This is a genomic window from Achromobacter colocynthidis (genome assembly GCF_057334535.1).
In genome coordinates, this window is the sequence record NZ_JBHFIZ010000029.1 from 205,330 (window position 1) to 224,967 (window position 19,638).

General features: G+C 63.9%; 21 protein-coding genes and 2 riboswitches. Of the genes, 13 read left to right on the forward strand and 8 right to left on the reverse strand.

Annotation, left to right across the window (positions count from 1 at the left end):
* Position 1: 1 nt before the first annotated feature.
* The 3 genes from ACE04A_RS13410 (at position 2) to ACE04A_RS13420 (ending at position 2,723) form a co-directional block, all read left to right on the forward strand.
* Complete coding sequence (locus ACE04A_RS13410; RefSeq protein ID WP_448717311.1) at positions 2 to 946, forward strand: dihydrodipicolinate synthase family protein; 945 nt, start codon at positions 2 to 4, stop codon at positions 944 to 946.
* 95 nt (positions 947 to 1,041) lie between these two features.
* Positions 1,042 to 1,965, forward strand: a complete 924-nt coding sequence (locus ACE04A_RS13415; protein ID WP_259246112.1) for an ABC transporter ATP-binding protein — start codon at positions 1,042 to 1,044, stop codon at positions 1,963 to 1,965.
* The gene (locus tag ACE04A_RS13420; RefSeq protein ID WP_050445042.1) at positions 1,962 to 2,723 is read left to right on the forward strand and encodes an ABC transporter permease; all 762 of its coding nucleotides are present in this window, start codon (positions 1,962 to 1,964) and stop codon (positions 2,721 to 2,723) included. Before ACE04A_RS13415 ends, ACE04A_RS13420 begins: the two co-directional genes overlap by 4 nt.
* A gap of 176 nt (positions 2,724 to 2,899) precedes the next feature.
* Here ACE04A_RS13420 and ACE04A_RS13425 read toward each other — a convergent pair whose 3' ends face one another.
* Together ACE04A_RS13425 and ACE04A_RS13430 are read right to left on the reverse strand one after the other, a co-directional pair.
* On the reverse strand, positions 2,900 to 3,292 hold the full coding sequence (locus ACE04A_RS13425) for a DUF4168 domain-containing protein (protein WP_259246113.1): 393 nt from the start codon (positions 3,290 to 3,292) through the stop codon (positions 2,900 to 2,902).
* A 450-nt stretch (positions 3,293 to 3,742) separates the two neighbouring features.
* Entirely contained in the window at positions 3,743 to 4,582 is an 840-nt protein-coding gene (locus tag ACE04A_RS13430; protein WP_485820203.1) for a sulfite exporter TauE/SafE family protein, read from the reverse strand.
* Positions 4,583 to 4,689: 107 nt separating this feature from the next.
* On the opposite strand from ACE04A_RS13430, the gene ACE04A_RS13435 reads away from it, so the two are divergent.
* Positions 4,690 to 5,457 carry an AraC family transcriptional regulator gene (locus ACE04A_RS13435; RefSeq protein WP_448717308.1) on the forward strand — a complete coding sequence of 256 codons (768 nt, stop codon included), beginning with the start codon at positions 4,690 to 4,692 and terminating at the stop codon, positions 5,455 to 5,457.
* Positions 5,458 to 5,489: 32 nt separating this feature from the next.
* Here the strand turns inward: ACE04A_RS13435 and trhA are convergent, their stop codons facing one another.
* Together trhA and ACE04A_RS13445 are read right to left on the reverse strand one after the other, a co-directional pair.
* The gene (gene trhA, locus ACE04A_RS13440) at positions 5,490 to 6,134 is read right to left on the reverse strand and encodes a PAQR family membrane homeostasis protein TrhA (protein WP_050445047.1); all 645 of its coding nucleotides are present in this window, start codon (positions 6,132 to 6,134) and stop codon (positions 5,490 to 5,492) included.
* A gap of 103 nt (positions 6,135 to 6,237) precedes the next feature.
* Positions 6,238 to 6,549, reverse strand: coding sequence for a hypothetical protein (locus tag ACE04A_RS13445; RefSeq protein WP_448717401.1), 312 nt, complete (start codon positions 6,547 to 6,549; stop codon positions 6,238 to 6,240).
* Between ACE04A_RS13445 and ACE04A_RS13450 the strand changes: the two genes are divergently transcribed.
* From ACE04A_RS13450 to ACE04A_RS13465, 4 genes are all read left to right on the forward strand, one after another.
* Complete coding sequence (locus ACE04A_RS13450; RefSeq protein ID WP_448717397.1) at positions 6,430 to 6,966, forward strand: type IV toxin-antitoxin system AbiEi family antitoxin domain-containing protein; 537 nt, start codon at positions 6,430 to 6,432, stop codon at positions 6,964 to 6,966. The two genes, ACE04A_RS13445 and ACE04A_RS13450, sit on opposite strands and share 120 nt — an antisense overlap.
* Positions 6,963 to 7,892, forward strand: coding sequence for a nucleotidyl transferase AbiEii/AbiGii toxin family protein (locus ACE04A_RS13455; RefSeq protein WP_447990201.1), 930 nt, complete (start codon positions 6,963 to 6,965; stop codon positions 7,890 to 7,892). The genes ACE04A_RS13450 and ACE04A_RS13455 overlap by 4 nt, the downstream gene beginning before the upstream one ends.
* Positions 7,893 to 8,268: 376 nt before the next feature.
* The gene (locus ACE04A_RS13460) at positions 8,269 to 9,360 is read left to right on the forward strand and encodes an extracellular catalytic domain type 1 short-chain-length polyhydroxyalkanoate depolymerase (protein WP_438857743.1); all 1,092 of its coding nucleotides are present in this window, start codon (positions 8,269 to 8,271) and stop codon (positions 9,358 to 9,360) included.
* A 145-nt stretch (positions 9,361 to 9,505) separates the two neighbouring features.
* On the forward strand, positions 9,506 to 10,018 hold the full coding sequence (locus ACE04A_RS13465) for a DUF1993 domain-containing protein (RefSeq protein ID WP_438857742.1): 513 nt from the start codon (positions 9,506 to 9,508) through the stop codon (positions 10,016 to 10,018).
* Between the two features lie 91 nt (positions 10,019 to 10,109).
* On the opposite strand, the gene ACE04A_RS13470 is transcribed toward ACE04A_RS13465, so the two are convergent.
* On the reverse strand, positions 10,110 to 10,607 hold the full coding sequence (locus tag ACE04A_RS13470; RefSeq protein WP_485820204.1) for a VOC family protein: 498 nt from the start codon (positions 10,605 to 10,607) through the stop codon (positions 10,110 to 10,112).
* Positions 10,608 to 10,734: 127 nt separating this feature from the next.
* The gene (locus ACE04A_RS13475; protein ID WP_100856467.1) at positions 10,735 to 11,094 is read right to left on the reverse strand and encodes a DUF1428 domain-containing protein; all 360 of its coding nucleotides are present in this window, start codon (positions 11,092 to 11,094) and stop codon (positions 10,735 to 10,737) included.
* 168 nt (positions 11,095 to 11,262) lie between these two features.
* Here ACE04A_RS13475 and ACE04A_RS13480 point away from each other — a divergent pair, with 168 nt between their 5' ends.
* From ACE04A_RS13480 to ACE04A_RS13495, 4 genes are all read left to right on the forward strand, one after another.
* Positions 11,263 to 12,237 (forward strand): GlxA family transcriptional regulator, encoded by a 975-nt coding sequence (locus tag ACE04A_RS13480; RefSeq protein ID WP_279996028.1) that lies wholly within the window; start codon positions 11,263 to 11,265, stop codon positions 12,235 to 12,237.
* A gap of 92 nt (positions 12,238 to 12,329) precedes the next feature.
* Complete coding sequence (locus ACE04A_RS13485; protein ID WP_448717305.1) at positions 12,330 to 13,859, forward strand: N-acetyl-D-hexosamine oxidase; 1,530 nt, start codon at positions 12,330 to 12,332, stop codon at positions 13,857 to 13,859.
* Between the two features lie 31 nt (positions 13,860 to 13,890).
* Complete coding sequence (locus ACE04A_RS13490; protein ID WP_485820205.1) at positions 13,891 to 15,135, forward strand: lactonase family protein; 1,245 nt, start codon at positions 13,891 to 13,893, stop codon at positions 15,133 to 15,135.
* 114 nt (positions 15,136 to 15,249) lie between these two features.
* The gene (locus ACE04A_RS13495) at positions 15,250 to 15,804 is read left to right on the forward strand and encodes a M23 family metallopeptidase (protein WP_448717302.1); all 555 of its coding nucleotides are present in this window, start codon (positions 15,250 to 15,252) and stop codon (positions 15,802 to 15,804) included.
* On the opposite strand, the gene ACE04A_RS13500 is transcribed toward ACE04A_RS13495, so the two are convergent.
* A complete protein-coding gene (locus ACE04A_RS13500; protein WP_485820206.1) occupies positions 15,761 to 17,008 on the reverse strand; it encodes a D-amino acid dehydrogenase in 1,248 nt (415 codons plus the stop codon). The genes ACE04A_RS13495 and ACE04A_RS13500 overlap by 44 nt on opposite strands.
* A gap of 39 nt (positions 17,009 to 17,047) precedes the next feature.
* Positions 17,048 to 17,148: riboswitch (glycine riboswitch) on the reverse strand.
* Positions 17,149 to 17,239: riboswitch (glycine riboswitch) on the reverse strand. It lies immediately after the preceding riboswitch.
* 113 nt (positions 17,240 to 17,352) lie between these two features.
* Between ACE04A_RS13500 and ACE04A_RS13505 the strand changes: the two genes are divergently transcribed.
* A complete protein-coding gene (locus tag ACE04A_RS13505) occupies positions 17,353 to 18,648 on the forward strand; it encodes a serine hydrolase (protein WP_485820207.1) in 1,296 nt (431 codons plus the stop codon).
* Between the two features lie 8 nt (positions 18,649 to 18,656).
* On the opposite strand, the gene ACE04A_RS13510 is transcribed toward ACE04A_RS13505, so the two are convergent.
* On the reverse strand, positions 18,657 to 19,637 hold the full coding sequence (locus ACE04A_RS13510; RefSeq protein WP_448717297.1) for a 3-hydroxybutyryl-CoA dehydrogenase: 981 nt from the start codon (positions 19,635 to 19,637) through the stop codon (positions 18,657 to 18,659).
* Between the last annotated feature and the right edge of the window lies 1 nt (position 19,638).

Genomic DNA, 19,638 nt, shown 5'->3' on the forward strand with positions numbered 1-19,638 from the left:
CATGACCATGACCAGGACCGCGACATCCCAGGCTCCGCGCTATCGCGGCATCTTCCCGGTGGTGCCCACCACGTTCACCGAATCGGGCGAGCTGGACCTGCCCAGCCAGAAGCGCGCGGTGGACTTCATGATCGATTCTGGCGTGGATGGCCTGTGCATCCTGGCCAATTTCTCCGAGCAGTTCGTGCTGTCGGACGACGAGCGCGAGGTGCTGACGCGGACCATTCTTGAACACGTGGGCGGCCGCGTGCCGGTCATTGTGACGACCACGCACTTCGGCACGCGCGTTTGCGCGGCGCGCAGCCGGCGCGCGCAAGACCAGGGCGCCGCCATGCTGATGATCATGCCGCCTTATCACGGTGCGACGATCCGGGTGCCCGAAGCGCAAATCGAAGCCTTTTTCCAGCAGATGTCGGACGCGGTGGATATTCCCATCATGATCCAGGACGCGCCGGTGGCGGGCACGCCGCTGTCGGCCGCGCTGCTGGCGAAGATGGCGCGCGAGATCGAACAGGTGTCGTATTTCAAGATCGAAACCGCGGGCGCGGCCTCGAAGCTGCGTGACCTGATTGCGCTGGGCGGGGCGGCCATCGAAGGCCCGTGGGATGGCGAAGAGGCCATCACGTTGCTGCCGGACCTGGATGCCGGCGCCACGGGCTCGATGACGGGCGGCGGCTTTGCCGACGGCATCCGCCCCATCATCGAGGCGCATCGCGCGGGCCAGCGCGACGAGGCCTACCGCCTGTATGAACGCTGGCTGCCGCTGATCAACTACGAAAACCGCCAGGGCGGCATTCTGACGGCCAAGGCCTTGATGACGGCGGGCGGGGTGATTGATTGCGACGCGCCCCGGCATCCGTTCCCGCCGATGCGCGACGAGGTGCGCCAGGGCCTGCTGGAAACCGCCCGCCGGCTGGATCCCCTGGTGCTGCGCTGGGGGCGGTAGCCGCCAGATCTTAAACACAGCGTTCCACCAGGCCGACCAAGCGGCCCTGGGGTAAAGAGTAAAATCCCCGGCTATCGATTACGTTGGGGGCTTGTGTGCAGCCGGTTATTTCAATTCAAGGTTTATCCAAGCGATACGCCTCGGGATTCCAGGCGCTCAAGGGCGTCAACCTGGACATTCAGCGCGGTGAAATCTTCGCCTTGCTCGGGCCGAACGGCGCGGGCAAGACGACGCTGATCAGCATCATCTGTGGCATCGTCAACCCGTCCGAAGGCCGGGTGCTGGCCGATGGCCATGACATCGTGTCGGACTTTCGCGCCGCGCGTTCCAAGATCGGACTCGTGCCCCAGGAAATTTCCACCGACGCGTTCGAAAGCGTGTGGAACACGGTCACGTTCAGCCGGGGCTTGTTCGGCAAGCCGGCCAACCCGGCCTACATCGAAAAAGTGCTGCGCGATTTATCGCTGTGGGACAAGAAGGACAGCCGCATCATGGCCTTGTCGGGCGGCATGAAGCGCCGCGTGATGATCGCCAAGGCGCTGTCGCACGAGCCGGCCATTCTGTTCCTGGACGAGCCTACCGCGGGCGTGGACGTGGAATTGCGGCGCGGCATGTGGGAAATGGTGCGGCGGCTGCGTGAAAGCGGCGTCACCATCATCCTGACTACGCACTACATCGAAGAAGCGCAGGAAATGGCCGACCGCATCGGGGTGATCCGCAAGGGCGAGATCATCCTGGTGGAAGAAAAGGACGCGCTGATGGCCAAGCTGGGCAAGCGCCAACTGAGCCTGACCCTGAAGGCGCCGCTGCCGGGCATTCCCACCGCGCTGGACGCCTATCAGTTGGACCTGTCCGCCGACGGCTACAAGCTGGTCTACACCTATGACAACCAGGGCGGCGGGCAAATTTCGCAGTTGCTGCAGGACCTGAGCCGGCTCCAGATCGAATTCACCGACCTGAGTTCATCGGAAAGCTCGCTTGAGGACATCTTCGTCAGCCTGGTACACGGTCAATCATGAACTTCTACGCCATTCGCGCTATCTACCTGTTTGAAATGGCCCGCGCCTGGCGCACGCTGATGCAAAGCGTGTTGTCGCCCGTCATTTCCACGTCGCTGTATTTCGTGGTGTTCGGCTCGGCCATAGGCTCGCACATGGTCGAGATCGACGGCGTCAGCTACGGCGCGTTCATCGTGCCCGGCATGATCATGCTGTCGCTGTTGACGCAAAGCATCGCCAACGCCTCATTCGGCATCTATATGCCGAGGTTTTCCGGGACCATCTACGAAATCCATTCCGCGCCCATCTCGTATGTAGAGATCGTGATGGGCTATGTGGGGGCGGCCGCCAGCAAGTCCATCATCCTGGGGCTGATCATGCTGGCCACGGCGCGGCTGTTCGTGTCGTTCGAGGTTGCCCACCCCTTCTGGATGCTGGGCTTCCTGGTGCTGACCGCGGTGACGTTCAGCCTGTTCGGCTTCATCATCGGCGTGTGGGCCGACGGCTTCGAGAAGCTGCAGATCATTCCGCTGATGATCGTCACGCCGCTGACCTTCCTGGGCGGCACCTTCTATTCCATCAAGATGCTGCCGCCGTTCTGGCAGACTGCCACCTTGTTCAATCCGGTGGTCTACCTGGTCAGCGGTTTTCGCTGGGCGTTCTATGGCGTATCGGACGTCAGCCTGGGCGTCAGTGTGGGTATGACGCTGGTGTTCCTGCTGGCATGCCTGATCGGCGTGCGCTGGATCTTCAAGACGGGTTATCGCCTGAAGACCTGATCAGGGGGCGGCCGCCCATGCACTCGAAGCGAAAAGCGTCGCGCAGTTGAACTGAGAGGCTCCACGCACGCTAAACGAAAAGCGCCACGCACTTGAAATGAAAAGCGCCCCGCACTTTGAAAGCGCGTGGCGCGGGCCGAACAATCCCCGGTTCGGCCGGTCATGCTCTCATGACCTTACTTGGACTTGCCCTGGCTCAGGTTCATCACCTTCTGCTTCAACTGCGGGTCCTGCTGCACGGCCTGGCCGATGCCGTTGAATTCTTCAACCGTCAGGCCGTCGGCGCGCACCAGTTGCACCATCTTCGCGTCGGCTTCCTGAACAACCTTTTGCTTGTCGTCGTTCGTTTTAGCGGCGTCGACCTTGGGACGGTATTCGTCGACCACGCCGGACACCTTCTGCGATGCCGAGGCAAAGCGTTGCAGTTGCTGATCGGTGGGTTGGGTGATGGCGGGCGCCATCTGCGGCTGAGCCGCCGGCTGGCTGGCGTTCTGCGCCATCGCGGGAGCACCGGACAGCGCCGTCGTCAGAATGGCGGCGGATAGGAATGCGTAAGTGGAACGCTGCATGAAACCTCCGTGTTCCGGTTAAGTGTCCGACCATGATGAAGACCGCAAGCGCCCAGGGGCAAGTTTCGCGATGTGTTTTCCTGTGTCGGCAGGCCACGAGCGGGCGGGTCCCCTGTAGGAGGGCGGCCCCTACGGCGGCCACGGAAACGTTTTGCGCGGTTTCGTAGTGGCTGCTGGCCGCGATGTTTCGGCAGGTGTGCGCGCGTGGGGCGTTGCGGCCCACGAATCTGCGGACCAATCGTAGGATGGGTGGAGCGCGAGGAGACGTCCAGAAAGACCCAAGCGCCCAACGCGCGCAACCCATCAACCGCCGGTGAATATCAATCGGACCGCTGCCAGATGGTTTGTGCGCGATGCTGCCCCGGCGATCTTGCCACCGACACCGCGCGCTTCACCCATCCTACGAAGTCATGGTCCGTCGTTGGGCACCAGGGCGTCGAAGACGGCCAGTCAGATCACCAGCATGCTCACCAACACCAGCGCCAGCAGCGCGATGTAGATGCGTGCGTGCAGGCGGTCAGGAATGCGGGGTATCAGCGGGGCTGCCAGCCGCATGCCCGCCAGCGAACCCAGCGCCAGCACCGCGAAAGCCAACAGGTCGACATAGCCGATGATCCACGGCGCAAGCGGGGCCGGCAGACCGCGTGCCGCCGCCATGTAGGCCACGGTGCCCACGATGGCCACCGGCAAGGTCAAGGGGTTTGCCATCGCCGCTGCCTGGGCCATGGGCAGGCCCCGTCGCCGCAGCAGCGGCACCGTCATCACGCTGCCGCCCACGCCCAGAAACGTGGCGATGGCGCCGATCACCACGCCACCACCCACCACAACGCCCCGGCCCAGCGGCACGGGCGCGCGGGCGTCGGCTTGCGCCAGAAAGCCTTGGCGCAGCAGGCAGTCCAGGATGGGCACGGCCAGGTAGGCGATGAAGGCCCAGCGCACAAGATCGCCGCTGGCGAGCGTAGCGGCCCACGCGCCCAGCAGCGCACCCACGGCGATATACGCCGCCAGCGGCCAGATGTACGCGCGCAAAAGGTTGCCCGCGCGCTGATGCTTGCGGGTTGCGGCAACGGAGTTCACCACCATCACGCACGTGGAAGTGGCTACCGCGATATGCATCGCGGACTGGCCGATCAGATCGATGGCGCCCGGCGTTACACCTGAGTTTGCGCCATGCATCGCGGTCAGTACGCCATACAGCACGGGCACCACGACAAAGCCCCCGCCAAAGCCGAACAGCACGGTCGTGACACCGCTGAGTCCGCCGAATAGCGCCAGTAGTAGATAAAGCATGGTTGTCATCCTGAAGAACAAGCCAGGACGATACGGCGCGGTTCGGTGGCTGGTTATCGCGCTTTGGACAATAATGTTTGAGTTTCGGCCAAACCCGTCCTCTTGCAATGCGCAATACCCATATCGACCGCTACGACGCGTTGGACCGTGCGGTGGTCGCCATCGGCAACGACTACCCGCCCGGTCACGTGCTGCCCGCGCATGCGCATCGGCGCGCGCAACTGCTGTATGGCGCAACCGGCGTCATGCATGTGGTCACGCGCGACGGCAATTGGGTGGTGCCACCGCAGCGCGCAGTGTGGATTCCCGCCGGCGTGACGCATCAGGTGCGCATGTGGGACGTCAGCACGCGCAGCGCGTATATCGAACCGGGCGCGGCGCGCGTTGATCGGAACGTGTGTGAGGTTATCGACGTGTCGCCGCTGTTGCGGCAGTTGCTGCTGGACGCGGTGGATATGCCCGCTTCCTATGACCCCGCGGGCCGCGACGGCGCGCTGGCGGCCTTGCTGCTGCACGAAGTGGAACGCGCACCTGTCTTGCCGCTGCACATTCCGCTGCCGCGCGACAAGAAGCTGGGGCCGCTCTGCCGCGCCTTCATCGCCGCGCCGGATGCGCGCATGCCGCCGCAAACCTGGGCAAACCGGCTGCACATGAGCCCGCGCACGTTCAGCCGATATTTCCGTCAGCAGACGGGGATGGCATTTGCCCAATGGCGCCAACGCGCTTGCGTGGTCTTGGCGCTGGCCCGCCTGGCGGCCGGTGGATCGGTCACCGCCATTGCGCTGGACTTCGGCTACCAAAGCCCCGCGGCGTTTTCAACGATGTTCCGCCGCGTGTTGGGGCGCGCGCCCACCGACTATCTGCGGCATCACTAAGGTGGGGCGTCGCGGGGCAGGTATGGGTGAAGCTAGGCCGCGTACCAGAGCACCGCAAAAAAGTGGCAGACCGTGCCCGCCAGCACAAACAGATGCCAGATGAAATGGCTGTAGCGCCAGCGGTTGTCAAACACGAAGAAGACCACGCCGCCCGTATACGCCAGCCCACCCGCCACCAGCCAGGCAAGCCCGCCCGAGGGCACGCTTTCGATCAGCGGCTTGACCGCGATGATCACCAACCACCCCATGGCCAGGTACAGGCCAGTGGACAGGGCAGGGCGATTCAGCCGCTTGCTGGCCTTCAACCCCACACCCAGCAACGCCATCGCCCACACCAGCCCGAACAAGGTCCAGCCCCAGGGCCCACGCAGGGCGCCCAAGGCAAAGGGCGTATAGGTGCCGGCTATCAGCAGATAGATGGCCGAGTGGTCCAGCACGTTGAAGATCTGCTTGGCCCGGCACAGCGGCAAGGCGTGATAGATGGTGGATGCCAGATACAGCAAACACATCGACGCCGCAAACACCGCCGCCGCCGCGATGAAGGCGGCATCCCCCTGGCGGACTGCCGCCACGATCAGGATGGGCGCGGCGGCCAAAGCGCCCACGGCGCCAATCCCGTGGCTGATGGTGTTGGCGATTTCTTCGCCGAAGGTTTGGGGGCGGTCGTTGGGAAACATGAATACGTCTTATTGATGCAAGGCTACAACCATAAGCGCTTTGGGCGGTGGGCTCAATGGGTGGCGGGGGGGTGGCTAGGGCGAAGGCGGGTCGCGCTTGATCTTAGGCAATCAAGATGTTATTTTTTGTCGGCAATAAAATATTTTTGCCTTCAATAAATAACACCCTGTTCCACGACATAACGCGAGATAACACAACGTGGCAGTGCATAGCCGTACGGTCAAACCTCCCGTCCCCAATCGCGACCGCGTCCTCCAATTGGTGCGAGAGCGGGGAATCGCGCGCGCGCGGGATCTGACGGCGGCAGGCATTCCCCTTGTCTATTTGAAGCGGCTGACCGACAGCGGAGACCTCGTCCGCCTCGGCCGTGGGCTTTACCAAACGCCGGATCGCGTCGGTGAAGATGTTGCCCATGATCTTGCCGAGGCAGCTCGCCTGGTCCCCCAAGGGGTAGTAAGCCTTATCAGCGCGCTTCGCATGCACGGACTGACGACGCAGCTACCTGGTGCGGTCTGGATGACCATTCCCCATAAGGCCCGTGCACCCAGTCCGGCGGGGCTGCGGCTCGAAATCGTACGCGCTACCGGCGAAGCCCTGACTGCGGGTATCGAATACATCGACATCGAAGGGGTGAACGTGCCCATTTACTGCGTTGCCAAGACAGTGGCCGACTGCTTCAAGCACCGGCGCCACGTTGGCGAGGACGTGGCCATAGAAGCCCTGCGTGACGCCCTGCGCCAGCGCAAGGCCACGCCTGGCGAACTCATGAAATTCGCAATCATTGACCGCGTGGCCTCACGGATGGCGCCCTACATTCTGGCCATGCAATGAACGACAAGCTTTCCAAGAATCCCGCTGTCTCTATTCGCGCCAAGCTGCTCGCCCACGCCAAACGGCACGGGGAGGATTTTCAGCGGGTGCTGACCCGTTACGCCGTTGAGCGCTTGCTGTTCCGCCTTGGCCAGACCGAGGAGGCCAAATGCTATGTGCTCAAAGGCGCGATGCTGTTCGTGACATGGCCTGAGCATGTCTTCCGGTCTACGGGCGATCTTGATCTGTTGGGCCAGGGTGATCCTCATCCCGAGGCGTTGAGCGAACGATTCGCTCGCATCTGCCAGGTAAGATTTCCAAGTGATGGCATTGTGTTCGACGGGGCTACGCTGAAGGTCGGGGCCGTTCGCGAAATCGACAAATACCAAGGGGCCTGCATCAGCTTGGCGGCGGACTTGGCGGGGGCAAGGATTCCATTGCAGATCGATATCGGATTCGGTGACCGCGTTCATCCGGAGCCCAAGCGCGGGATTTTTCCAAGCTTGCTGCCCGATCTCCCACCGGCCAACATCCTGATGTATCCACCCGAGACCGTGGTCGCTGAAAAGTTCGAGGCGATGATCCGGTTTGGTGAAGCCAATAGCCGGATCAAGGATTTCTACGATGTCTGGATCACTACCCGGATTTTCTCCTTCGATCTGGTCAATGTGGTCAAGGCAGTCGGTGGGACGCTTCATAACCGAGCGACTGTGCTACCCCCAGAAATGCCGTTGGGCCTCACCGACGTTTTTGCCACCATTGCCGAGGAACGCGGGCTGTGGTCTGGCTTTCTGCGTCGGACAGCTCCAACGCAGAGGCCGCCATCGTTCCGAGACCTTCAGTCCGACTTGCGAGGTTTCTTCGGTCCTGTCCTGGCTGACCTCAGAGGGCCGGCGCGCACCCAAGGTATTTGGGATCCCGGCGCTCGAATTTGGCGCAACCGTTAGCCGAGATCTGCCGTGGCCGGGCTGACGCCTGACGACGTGTTCCTATATCAACGCACTTGGGTTCTGCCCGCAGCCTTCTCATCTAGGGGCTACAGGCTTGATCTTGAGCAAGCCAAACACGCGCCCGCGTCAGGAACGTACCCTCTTCGATAGTTACCCTGTGATACATTTCATGCGGCTGTCCAACCGCCCGCAGAGGCGGACGCCTTGTTCTTTTTCCTGGGCTCGCACCCGCGTTGGCGCATCGGCGTCAGCGCAACAGATACTCTTAGCGTTCTGACCATCGCCGTCGCGTTGGTGTCCCGTTTGCAATGGCTGATGGGCGGCCCCCGCCTGGCCGGGAGGTTCTAGCAGGTTTACTGGCCGAGGCCTACCAATGGCGCGCAGTTTTACCAATCTGTTTTTCAAAGCGGCAAAGAAGCTGAGCAAGCTGCAACGCACGGCGATGCGCATGGCGACGCCCAAGCCGGCCCGCAAGCGGGTCACGTCGGCGCGCAAGGCGGCGGCGAAGGCAGCGCCGGCCACGGCTACCCCACGTCAGCCCGTGGCCCCCTCGCTGGGTAGCGGGCGCTGGGAAGGCTCCCGGCAGTTTTCTGATGGACAGGGGCGCCAACTGAGCTTTGCGCGCTATACCCCGGTTTCCGCGCCGCCCACGGGCATGCCCTTGGTGGTGATGTTGCATGGCTGCCGCCAGACCGCACTGGCGTTCGCGCGGGGCACCCGGATGAACCAATGGGCGGACGCTGGTGGCTTCATGGTGCTGTATCCGCAGCAATCCATGACGCGCCAGGTGCAGCGCTGTTGGCGCTGGTTCCAGCCCGATGACGCCCACGGCGGCGCCGAGGCTGATTTGATCGCGGCGCTGATTCAGTCGGAAGTCGCGCGGCACGGGCTGGACCCCGAGCGTGTCTATGTGGCGGGCCTGTCCGCGGGCGCGGGCATGGCGGCCTTGGTGGCTTTGCGCCATCCGTCATTGATCGCGGCGGTGGCGATGCACTCCGGGCCGGTGGTGGGCGACGCCCACAGTGCCACGGCCGGCATCAGCACCATGCGGCGCGGCTCGGTCAAGCCTTTGCTGCCGATGTTGGCAGCCGTGTCGGACCCGGCCGTGTTTCAACTGGGCATGCCCGCGCTGATTCTTCAAGGCCAACTGGACCCTGCGGTGGCGCCGCGCAACGCCAAACAATTGTTCGAGCAGTTCCGCGCGCTGAACGACCTGCGCCCCGAAGACGTGCCGGTTGAGCGCGTGCTGGGCTTGGGCACCGACAAGGCGTATCGCCGGGTGGACTTGCTGCGCGGCCGTAAAGCCGTGTTGCGCCTATGCGAGATCACGCGGCTGGAGCATGCCTGGAGCGGGGGCGACGCCTCCGTGAAGTACCACGCCCGGGGCGGGCCGGATGCGTCGGCGCTGGTGTGGCGGTTCTTCCAGGGCTTGCGCCGCGTGGGTGCGGGCCAGCCAAAATCCTAGGCAGGATTGTTCCGATTTCGGGAATGGATATGTCGAGGTCGGGCGCCAGGGAAATGGCATCCGGCGGCGGTAAGATCGCCGCATCCCTGGCGCTTGCCGCATTCCGCGCGCGCCAAGCAGACGAACCCCTTTGGAAATTCCTGCCATGACGCTTTCTGTTTATCAGGCATCCGTGCCCGTGTTCATCCGCGGCTTGACCGTGCTGGCCAGCTTGCTGGAAAAAGGCCTGGCCCATGCCGAGGCGACGGGCACCGACCCCGCCGAGCTCGTCAACGCGCGTCTGGCGCCCGACATGTACCCCTTGTCGGGGCAGGTGCAGCGCGCCAGCGATGCGGCCAAGTTCACCGTGCAGCGCTTGTCGCAAGGGCAGGCGCCCAAGTTTCCCGATGAAGAAACCACGTTTGCGCAATTGCAGCAACGTATCCAGGACACGATTGCCTATTTGCAAAGCGTCACGCCCGAGCACTTCGACGGCGCCGAGGACCGGCAGATCGTCATCAACTTCGGCGACTTCAAGCCCGAGTTCAAGGGCGACACGTATCTGCTGAGCTTTGCGCTGCCAAACTTCTATTTCCACGTGACGACCGCCTACGCGATCCTGCGCAATGCGGGCGTGAAGCTAGCCAAGCTGGATTTCCTGGGGCCGTACCCGCAATAAGTAGCGCGCAGGGGCAGGGCACACGCGGGGCGAGGGCGGGGCGAACGCAGACCGTGCAGACCTGCGTTTGCCCGCCGCCTGCCAGGCAGGTTTACTTCTTGGCGGCGTCGCCGCAACCCGACATCTCGCCCATCTTGGCCATGTTCTGCTGGATTTCTTCGGGCGTGTAATCGAACTTGTGTGTGGCGATTGACCAGCGGTGTCCAAACGGGTCCACCACCTGGCCGTAGCGGTCGCCCCAGAACATATCTTCGGCCGGCATCGCCAGGGTGGCGCCGGCGTCCACCGCTTGCTTCATCGCGGCGTCTACGTCGTTGACGTACAGGTGCAGCGTGACGGGCGTGCCTTTGAGCGCCTTCGGCCCCAGGCTGCCCCATTCAGCGAAATCATCCATCAGCATCAGCACGGAATCACCGATGCGCACGGCCGCGTGCATGATCTTGCCGTTCGGGCCGGGCAAGCGCGCCAGCTCCTCGGCGTTGAAGGCTTTTTTGTAGAAGGCGATGGCGTCGGCCGCGCCGTCGCAGATGATGTGCGCGGTCAGCGTGTGCATGCCGGCGGGAATGGGCGTGGTGGCGGGCGTTGCCATGATGCGTCTCCGAAAACTGTTGAGTGATGGATGGGGGACGGAGCGGCGTCACGAGAGTCTTTACCGGTTGGTCCCTGCCTATACGACGAACGGACAGTGCCGATATCGACACGCCGCGCCACTTTTTTTATTTGCTTACCAAAGTGCTGAATCCGCCCCAGCACATCCGTTTGAAATCGAACACGTTTTCGCAACCGCTCATATTGGCCAAGCGGGGGTCGGCCATGACCAGCGGGTTGATGCGGTCGCGGTCGGCCTTGCTTGCATACAGAATCCAGGCGAAGACCGCCGTTTCCCCATCCTTCACGCCTGCGGCTTCCGCAAACGAGCGCATGTTTTCACCGCCCGGTTCATCGGCCACGCATTCGCGGTAATCCAGCGCGCCATGATCCAGCCAAACCACCTTGGCCTGTTCAGCCATCTTCTTGTAGTCGGCCAGATTGGCCTTGGGCACCGGCAGCAAGAAACCATCTACGTATTCTTCCATCGCACACTCCTTTGGTCGCTGTTGTTGTATCGGCGGGGCGCGCCCGCTGGCCACGCCTGCCGCCGTCCGGCCTCCCAGGCCGTAAACGCCACTTTATCGGGATAGACGACGCTTTCAGATAGGGGATTGCGACATTCTTGCGGGTAGATTGCGTCAACGCGCGGGCGTATGCTTAGCGTCATGAAAAACGTCGCGTTTCTTCTGCCCACGGGCACCAACATTGCGTCCCTGGAAACCGCGCGCCACGGCTTCCTGGTGGCCAATAACTATCTGGCCGCGCAAGGGCGCGAACCCCAATTCCACGTGCGCACCCTGGCGCTCACGCGCGAGGTCAGCCTGGATGAAGGGCGCATCAAGGTGCAGGCCGATCTGGTGCTGGCTGATGCGCCGCAGATCGACATCTGCATCGCGCCGCCCTTGTTGGGCACGGTGTCCGACGTGGTGCAGTCCAACCGCGAGCTGATCGATTGGTTGTCGACCCATCATCGCAACGGCGGCGAAGTGGCCAGTTTGTGCGTGGGCGCCGCGTTGTTGGCCGCAGGCGGCATGCTGGACGGACAGCAGGCGGTGGTGCATTGGGTGGCGCAGAACCTGTACGCTAGCCTTTTCCCGAATGTCCGCTGGATCAGCGACCGCGTCGTCATGGCCGAGAACGGCGTCTACACCAGCGGCGGCGCATTTTCCGCGGCGCATCTGGTGCTGCACCTGATCGAAAAATATACCGACCGCGACACCGCCATCTGGTGCGCCAAGTACTTCCAACTGGACTGGAGCCGTCAGAGCCAATTGCCGTTCGCGGTGTTCATGGGCCAGAAGGCTCACGCCGACGAGGTGGTGCGCGCCGTGCAGACCTATATCGAAGGCCGCTACACGGAGAAGATCACCGTGGAAGATTTGGCTGGCCGCCATGCCATGGGACGCCGCACGCTGGAACGGCGCTTTCGGCAGGCCACGGGCAACAGCATCGTGGAATACCTGCAGCGCGTGCGCGTGGAAGCGGCCAAGAAACGGCTTGAAAGTTCGCGCAAGAGCGTGGCCGAAGTCATGTATGAAGTGGGCTACAACGACACCAAGGCGTTTCGCGATATTTTCAATAAATACTGCGGCATGTCGCCGGTGGGATATCGCGAACGGTATCAGTAGAAAATCGGACTCCTCTTACAGATGTTCGGGGCGCTCTCGGCCTATCCTTGATGCGTCGCGGCCTGACTCCCAGGCCCGGGAGGCAAGCCGACATGAGCATCAGCGTGACCCACGACGATCCCCGCTACAAGACCCTGAAAAAGGGCTTCAACCTGCGGTGGCCCGCCCAGCCCGAAGATGCGGCCGCGCGCATCGAACTCTGTGAAACACCCGATGACGCGGCCCGTGCCCTGGCCCGCATCGTGGCGCAGGGCAAGCGCCCCACGATACGTAGCGGGGGCCACTGCTATGAGGACTTCGTCTCGAACAATCCGGGCGGCGCCATCCTTGACCTCAGCCTGCTGGACCGCGTGCCTCCGTCATCCGACGGGCTGCTGCGCATTGCCGCTGGTTCGCAAAACTGGAACGGCGACCTGGACCTGTACAAGCGTCATGGCGTGTCCTTGCCCGGCGGCTCTTGCTATTCGGTGGCGGCGGGCGGCCACATCACGGGCGGCGGCTACGGCCTGCTGTCGCGCCTGCAAGGGCTGGCGTGCGACTGGTTGAGCGCGGTCGACATCCTGACCGTGGACGCGGGCGGCAACGTCGTGCCGCGCACCGTCGACGCCACGCGCGACGCCGACCTGTTTCGTGCCTGCCGAGGGGCGGGCGGCGGAAACTTCGGCGTGATCACCAGCTATGGTTTTGCCACGTTGCCCCAGGCTCCGCGCGAAGTGGCCATCGCCACCGTTGCTTTCGACTGGGCCGGCATGACGCCCCGGCGCTTTGCGCAACTGCTGGACATCTATGGCAGCTATTGGGAAACGCGGGGCAGGGCCGCCGACACCTGGGGCATGTTCTCGTTGCTGAAGCTCACGCATCAAGCGGCGGGGCAGATCGTGATGATCGTGCAGTTCTGCAACCCCGACGGCACTTGCCGAGACCTGACGGTGCTGCAAGATTTCCTGGACCGCTTCCGTGCCTGCGCGCCGGTTGCCGCGCGGGCCACCACGCCAGGCCTGCCACGCCCGCGCATGGGCGGCGACCTGCTTTGCAGCGAGCCGCACACGGTTATCGGCTACGACTGGCTGGCGGCCACGCAAACGCTCAATGGCTCGGGCCCCAACCAGCGCGGCAAATACAAGTCCGCCTACATGAAACGCAACTTCAGCGCGCATGAATCCGCGCGCATTTACGCGCACCTGACCCGCGACATGCCCGGCGCCGACCTGCGCCAGTCGTTGTTGCAGGTGGACTCTTACGGCGGCGCCATCAGCCGGCCCGAACGCCTGCGCGACACCGCCGTGCATCAGCGTGAATCGGTCATGAAGCTGCAATACCAAACCTACTGGACCCACGCCGACCAGGACGCCATCCATTTGCGCTGGATGACGGATTTTTACCGCGACGTGTATACGGACCCGGCGGCCCCTTCGCCATTGTCGGGATTCGCGGGCACGCCGTATCCGGGGGATAAGTATCAAGGCTGCTACATCAACTACCCCGACCGCGACATGCTCGCGCATGCCTTCTGGCCGCAGTTGTATTACGGAGAGGGCGAGCTTTATCCTTTCCTGCAACACGTCAAGCGCCGCTACGATCCGAATAATGTCTTCCACCATGCGATGTCGGTGCGCCCGTGATGACGCACGATTCGCCTTGCCGGAGCCTGCCATGAACACCTTCTTCAGCGCGCCGCGCAGATCCTTCATCCAGCTTGCCGGTGGTTTGTCGGCCGCGAGCGCGGCGGCGCCGTGGCTGTCCGCGATGGGCGCGTCTGCACCTGCCCCATCTTCCACATCCCTTACATCCCCCGCTGATCCCGCCGGCTTTGCCTATGTGGGCACCTACACGCACGATGCGCCGGGCGGCACGGCAGGCGGGCCACCGTCCGCGGGCATCCACGTGTTTGCGATGCGCGCGCAAGGCTGGCGGCTGACACAGGTAATGGAAAGCGACAACCCGTCGTATTTGGCCGTGCATCCCACGCGGCGCTTTCTGTACGCCATCAACGAGATCGAACACTGGCAAGGGCTGCCCCGGGGCACGGCCGAGGCCTACGCCATTGATGCCGCGGATGGCAGCTTGCGATTGTTGAACCGGCAGCCGCTGTCCCTATCCAGCACCGCGCCGGCGCACCTGGCGGTATCGCCCGACGGCAAGCATCTGGTCACTGCGCAGTACCTGGGCGGCACCTACAACATGCTGCCCATCCAGCGCGACGGTTCGCTGGGCGCGGTGTCAGGCATCGTCAAGGAAACCGGCTCCGGCCCGCGTCCCGAACAGCAATCCGCCCACCCGCACATGGTGCTGTTCGACCCCACCGGCCAGCGCGTGCTGGCTACCGACCTGGGCAGCGACCGCATCAATGCGTTCACGCTGGCAGACGGCAACTTGTCGCTCTCCGCGCGCACCGAACTGCCTGCGGGCAGCGGGCCACGCCATCTGGCGCTGCATCCCGACGGCGCGCTGCTGTATGTCGTCAATGAACTGGATGCCAGCGTGTCGTGTTACGGGTATGACGCCATCGCGGGCCGTGTGCTGGAACACCGCCACACCGTCCCGGCCACGCCGGCGGGCTTTACCGGCACGGGTAACGCGGCGTCACTGCTTATTCATCCGTCCGGCCGCTTTCTGTATGTGTCGACTCGCCGCGTGCAGAATGATCATCCGCAGGCGGATAGCATCGGCGTCTTTGGCATAGGCGCGGACGGCGCGCTCACGCCGCTGCAAGTCTGGACGGAAGGGCTGCGCTTTCCGCGCGCGCTGACCATGGCGCCGGACGGCGGCGCCTTGTACGCGCTGAACCAGAAAGGTGATTCGATCCTGCGCTTGCGCATCGATGCCGCAACGGGGCGCCTGGACAGCCCTGACGTGGTGGCCCAGGTGCCCACGCCGGTGTGCCTGGTGTTCGCCTGAGCCTTCATACCCATTGGCGTCATTGCAGCCATCGCGGCTATCGCAGCCGTCACAACTGCCGTAGTCGCCTCAGACACCAGGGAACCCCTCCGTCCGTCCAGCGTCGAACCGTTCATGAACGCCAACCCAGTCTTGCGCTTCATCAGGCGCATCGCCGTACTTTCCTTGTTGGCCGCGCTGGCCGTTTGGGCGTGGCCCCGCCTGCCCGATGCTGCGCGCGCGCCGTGGCATATGGCGCGGCTTGCGTGGCAAGAAGCGCCGACGTCATTGCCCGTGCCGGTGCAGGGTGTTGCCTCGCGACGCCTTTCCGACACCTGGGGCGCCGCGCGGTCGAACGGCCGGCGCCACGAAGGCATCGACATCTTTGCCCCCCGCGGCACGCCCGTGCTGTCCACCACCGAAGGCGTCGTGATGCAGGTGGGCACGAACAACCTTGGCGGCCAAGTGGTATGGGTGCTGGGCCCCGGCCGCCAACGGCATTACTACGCGCATCTGGACGGCTACGCCGACATTGAACGCGGGCAATTGGTGGCGCCGGGTGATGTGCTGGGTTATGTCGGCAATACGGGAAATGCCCAAGGAACCCCGCCGCATCTGCATTATGGAATTTATGACGGCGGGGCCATCAACCCGTATGCGCTGTTGGTGACCCAGAAAACGCCGCCCTGACGCTCTCCGCCAGCACCTGCGCCGTCGCCGCCGATAAGGTCCAGCCCAAGTGCCCATGTCCGGTGTTGTAGAACACTCCGGCGCGTTTGCCCGGCCCCACGCGCGGCAGCATGTTGGGCGTCATGGGGCGCAGGCCGCACCACGGGACGACCCGCGATGTCATCACGCCGGGGAAATGCTTGCGGGTCCAGTCGATCAGCGGTTGCACGCGCTCGGCGCGGATGTCCAGGTTGAAGCCGTTGAACTCGGCCGTGCCGGCTACGCGGAAGCGGTCGCCCAGGCGGCTGGTGACGATCTTTGCGGCTTCGTCCAGCAAGCTGACGTGGGGCGCAGCTGCGCGGCTGTCGGCGTCGTCCAGGTGCACGCTGATCGAATAGCCTTTGACCGGGTAGATGTTCAACCTGTCGCCCAGCAGCTTGGCGAATTGTCTGCTGGCGGACCCCGCGCACACCACGATGGCGTCGGCTTCGTGCGGTTCGCGTTCGGTGCCGCCGTTGCGCAGTACGTCCAGCCCGTAACCGCCGTTGTGCGGGCGGATGGCGCCGATGTCGGCGTCTTGCACGAAGCTCACGCCACGGCGTTCGCAGGCGCGGGCCAGGCCTCGGGTGAACTTGTGGATGTCGCCTGTGGCGTCCGATGGCGTGTAGAAGCCGCCGTGGCATCCGGTTTGCAGGGTGGGTTCGATGGCGCGGGCTTCGTCGGCCGTCACGGCGTAGCGGTCCAGGCCGCCGGCTTGCAACAGCGTGTTGGCGCGGTGCGCCGCCTTGAAGCTGTCGGCGTCATGGTAGATGTGCAGGATGCCCCGGCGTTCCAGGTCGAAGTCGATGTCTTCGGCCTCGGCCATGTCGAACAAGTGCTGGCGCGCCTGGATGGCCAAGCGGGTGGTGGCGATGGTGTTGTCGCGGTAGTTGGGAATCTGCGCCATGAACTGCGCCAGCCACGAATACTTGTGCCAACTGAACCGGGGGTTCAGCAACAGCGGCGCGTTTTTGCGCAGCATCCAGCGCAGCCCTTTGAGAATGGTGGCGGTGCTGTTCCAGACCTCGGCGTTGCTGGCGGATAGTTGGCCGCCGTTGGCGTAGGACGTTTCCATGGCGGGATAGCGCTGGCGGTCGTAGACGGTGACCTGGTATCCCAGTTTGCACAAGGCATAGGCGGACGTGACGCCGGTGATACCGGCGCCAATGATGGCGATGCGGGGCATGGTGGCTCCAGAGGGGGTGGCCGCAACCAATACGGATGCGGCACCCCATCTGTCTTTGATACCTGAGAGCTTCACCCGGCCGACGGTTGCGGCGGGGTTCCCCTTCGGTGGGCGCGCACGGCGCCTCTCTCCAGATTGTCTAGACGCGCGCAGTCCTGTTGCCTGAGAGTTTCCGGGGCGGTTGCTCCGTCGGCGTTGGCCGCAAGGGCCAATCTCTTCTACGCGGTTTTGAATCGACGGGGTAGAGAATAGCCAAGTTCCTGTCGTAATTGATTCAGGGTTAGTACTATGTCGCGTTCGCCGCCTGCGTTGTTGGACCGGCGCAAACCAAGAGGACGATAGGAATGACGTTTCACGCCGCGCGACGCGCCGTCTTGCAAGCCCTGGCTACCGTGGCCGGCGGCGCTGTGTTTTCTTTGGTGGCCGTGTCCGGCGTTCAGGCGGGCTCGTCGCCTATGAAGGCTGATCAATCCGCCACCTCGGGCCAGCCCGTACGTGCCGAGCCGGTGCCTGCCGGCGTCGATATCGATGACGCCGTGCACGCGCTGATGCAGGAGTACGACGTGGCCGGTCTGGCCATTGCCGTCACGCGCGATGGGCACCATGAATTCCGGAACTATGGCGTGGCCTCGCTGCAAACGCACACGCCTGTCAGCCGCGACACGCTGTTCGAGCTAGGCTCCATCAGCAAGACCTTTACCGCCACCTTGGCAACCTATGCCCAAGCGTTGGGCAAGCTGTCGCTCTCCGACAGCCCGGCGCGCTTCTTGCCGACCTTGCAAGGCACGGCGTTCGGCAAGCTGAACCTGATCCACCTGGGTACCCACACGGGTGGCGGCTTTCCCTTGCAAGTGCCGGACGCGGTGACGGACGATGCCCAGTTGATGGCCTACCTGGCCGCGTGGACGCCGCGCTACGCGCCGGGCACGTACCGCACCTATGCCAACCCCAGCATCGGCATGCTGGGCGTGGTGGCGGCCAAGAGCCTCGGCCAGCCTTATGCTGAAGCCATGGAGAAGACGCTGTTGCCCAAGCTGGGCTTGTCCAACACGTATATCCGCGTGCCGGCCGCCAAGATGGGCGACTACGCGCAGGGCTACAACAAGCAGAACGCGCCGGTGCGCGTGAACCCGGGCGTGCTGGCCGACGAAGCGTACGGCGTGAAGACCAGCGCCAGCGACCTGATCCGTTTTGTGGATGCGAACATGGGCGTCGCCTCTGCCCCGCGCGAATTCAGCGCCAAGGCCGCGCGGGAAGCGAGGATTGCCAAGGGCGTCATTGGTGACACCGTAATTGCCAAGGCGCTGGCGGATACGCACGTGGGCTACTACGACGTGGGTCCGATGACGCAAGAGCTGGCGTGGGAACAACTGGCGTACCCGGTGACGCTGGAAGCGCTGGTTGCCGCCAATGCCGGCACGATGAACAGCCAGAGCCAACCGGCCAAGGCCTTGACCCCACCGCAAGCGCCGCGCGCCGATGTGTGGATCAACAAGACCGGTTCCACCAACGGCTTTGGCGCCTACGTGGCGTTCGTGCCGGCCAGGAAGGTCGGCGTGGTGATCCTGGCGAATCGGAATATTCCGAACGAAGCGCGCGTGCGCCTGGCGTATCGCATTCTTGAGGCGGACGCGCACTGAGGGCTTGGCTAGCGCGCACCACCTGCGCGCGGCAATAGCCCCATCACTTCCAACCGCTTGCACAACTGTCCCAGGCGCTCCATTTTGTAGGCATCCACGTCTACGCCGGCGTAGTCGTAGAAGCCTTTGCCATCTCGCAGCCCATTGCGGCCTTGTTCCATGTTGCGGGCGATGACGTCCGGCGACGCGAAGCGCGGGCCGATCTCGCTTTCAAGGTAGCGCGATGCGTAGTACAGGATGTCGCCGCCACCCCAGTCGATGAATTCCAGCAAGCCCAGCACCGAAAAGCGCAATCCGAATCCCAGGCGCACGGCGGTGTCGATGTCTTCGGCGCTGGCCACGCCTTCCTCGACCATGCGGGCGGCTTCGTTCATCGCCAGTGCCTGAATACGCGGCACGATGTAGCCCGCCGAGGGCGCGCACTGCACGGGCACCTTGCCGGCCTGACGCAGCACGTCCAGCAAGGCTTGCAAGGCGGCATCGTTTGTACGCGGCCCACGGCTGACCTCAACCAGCGGAATCAGATAGGCCGGGTTGAGCCAGTGCGCGTTCAGAAAGCGTTCCGGGTGTTGCACCAGTTCCGCCAGCTCGGTCACCAGAAACGTGGAAGTGGTTGACGCAATGATGGCGTCCTTCGCGCAGACCTGCCCCAACCAGGCGAAGGCGTCGCGCTTGGCGTCGAGGCGTTCGGGCACGGCTTCGAAGATGACGCGCGCGTGTTGAAGATCGGCAATGGCGTCGTCGCGCCCGCACAGGCGCACGCGCTGCATGGCGGTGTCGGCCTGGTCGGCGTCCAGTAAACCCAGGCGGCTTTGCGTGCCCAGTTCGCGGCGCAGGTTGGCCCGCACGCGCGCGTGGTGCTCGGCTTGTTCGGCGGGCGTTCTGGGCTTGATGTCGATAAGCGTCACGTCGCGGCCGGCATGCACGTACGACAAGGTGATGCCTTCGCCCATGCGGCCGGCGCCGATCACGCAGATTCTGTCTTCCATG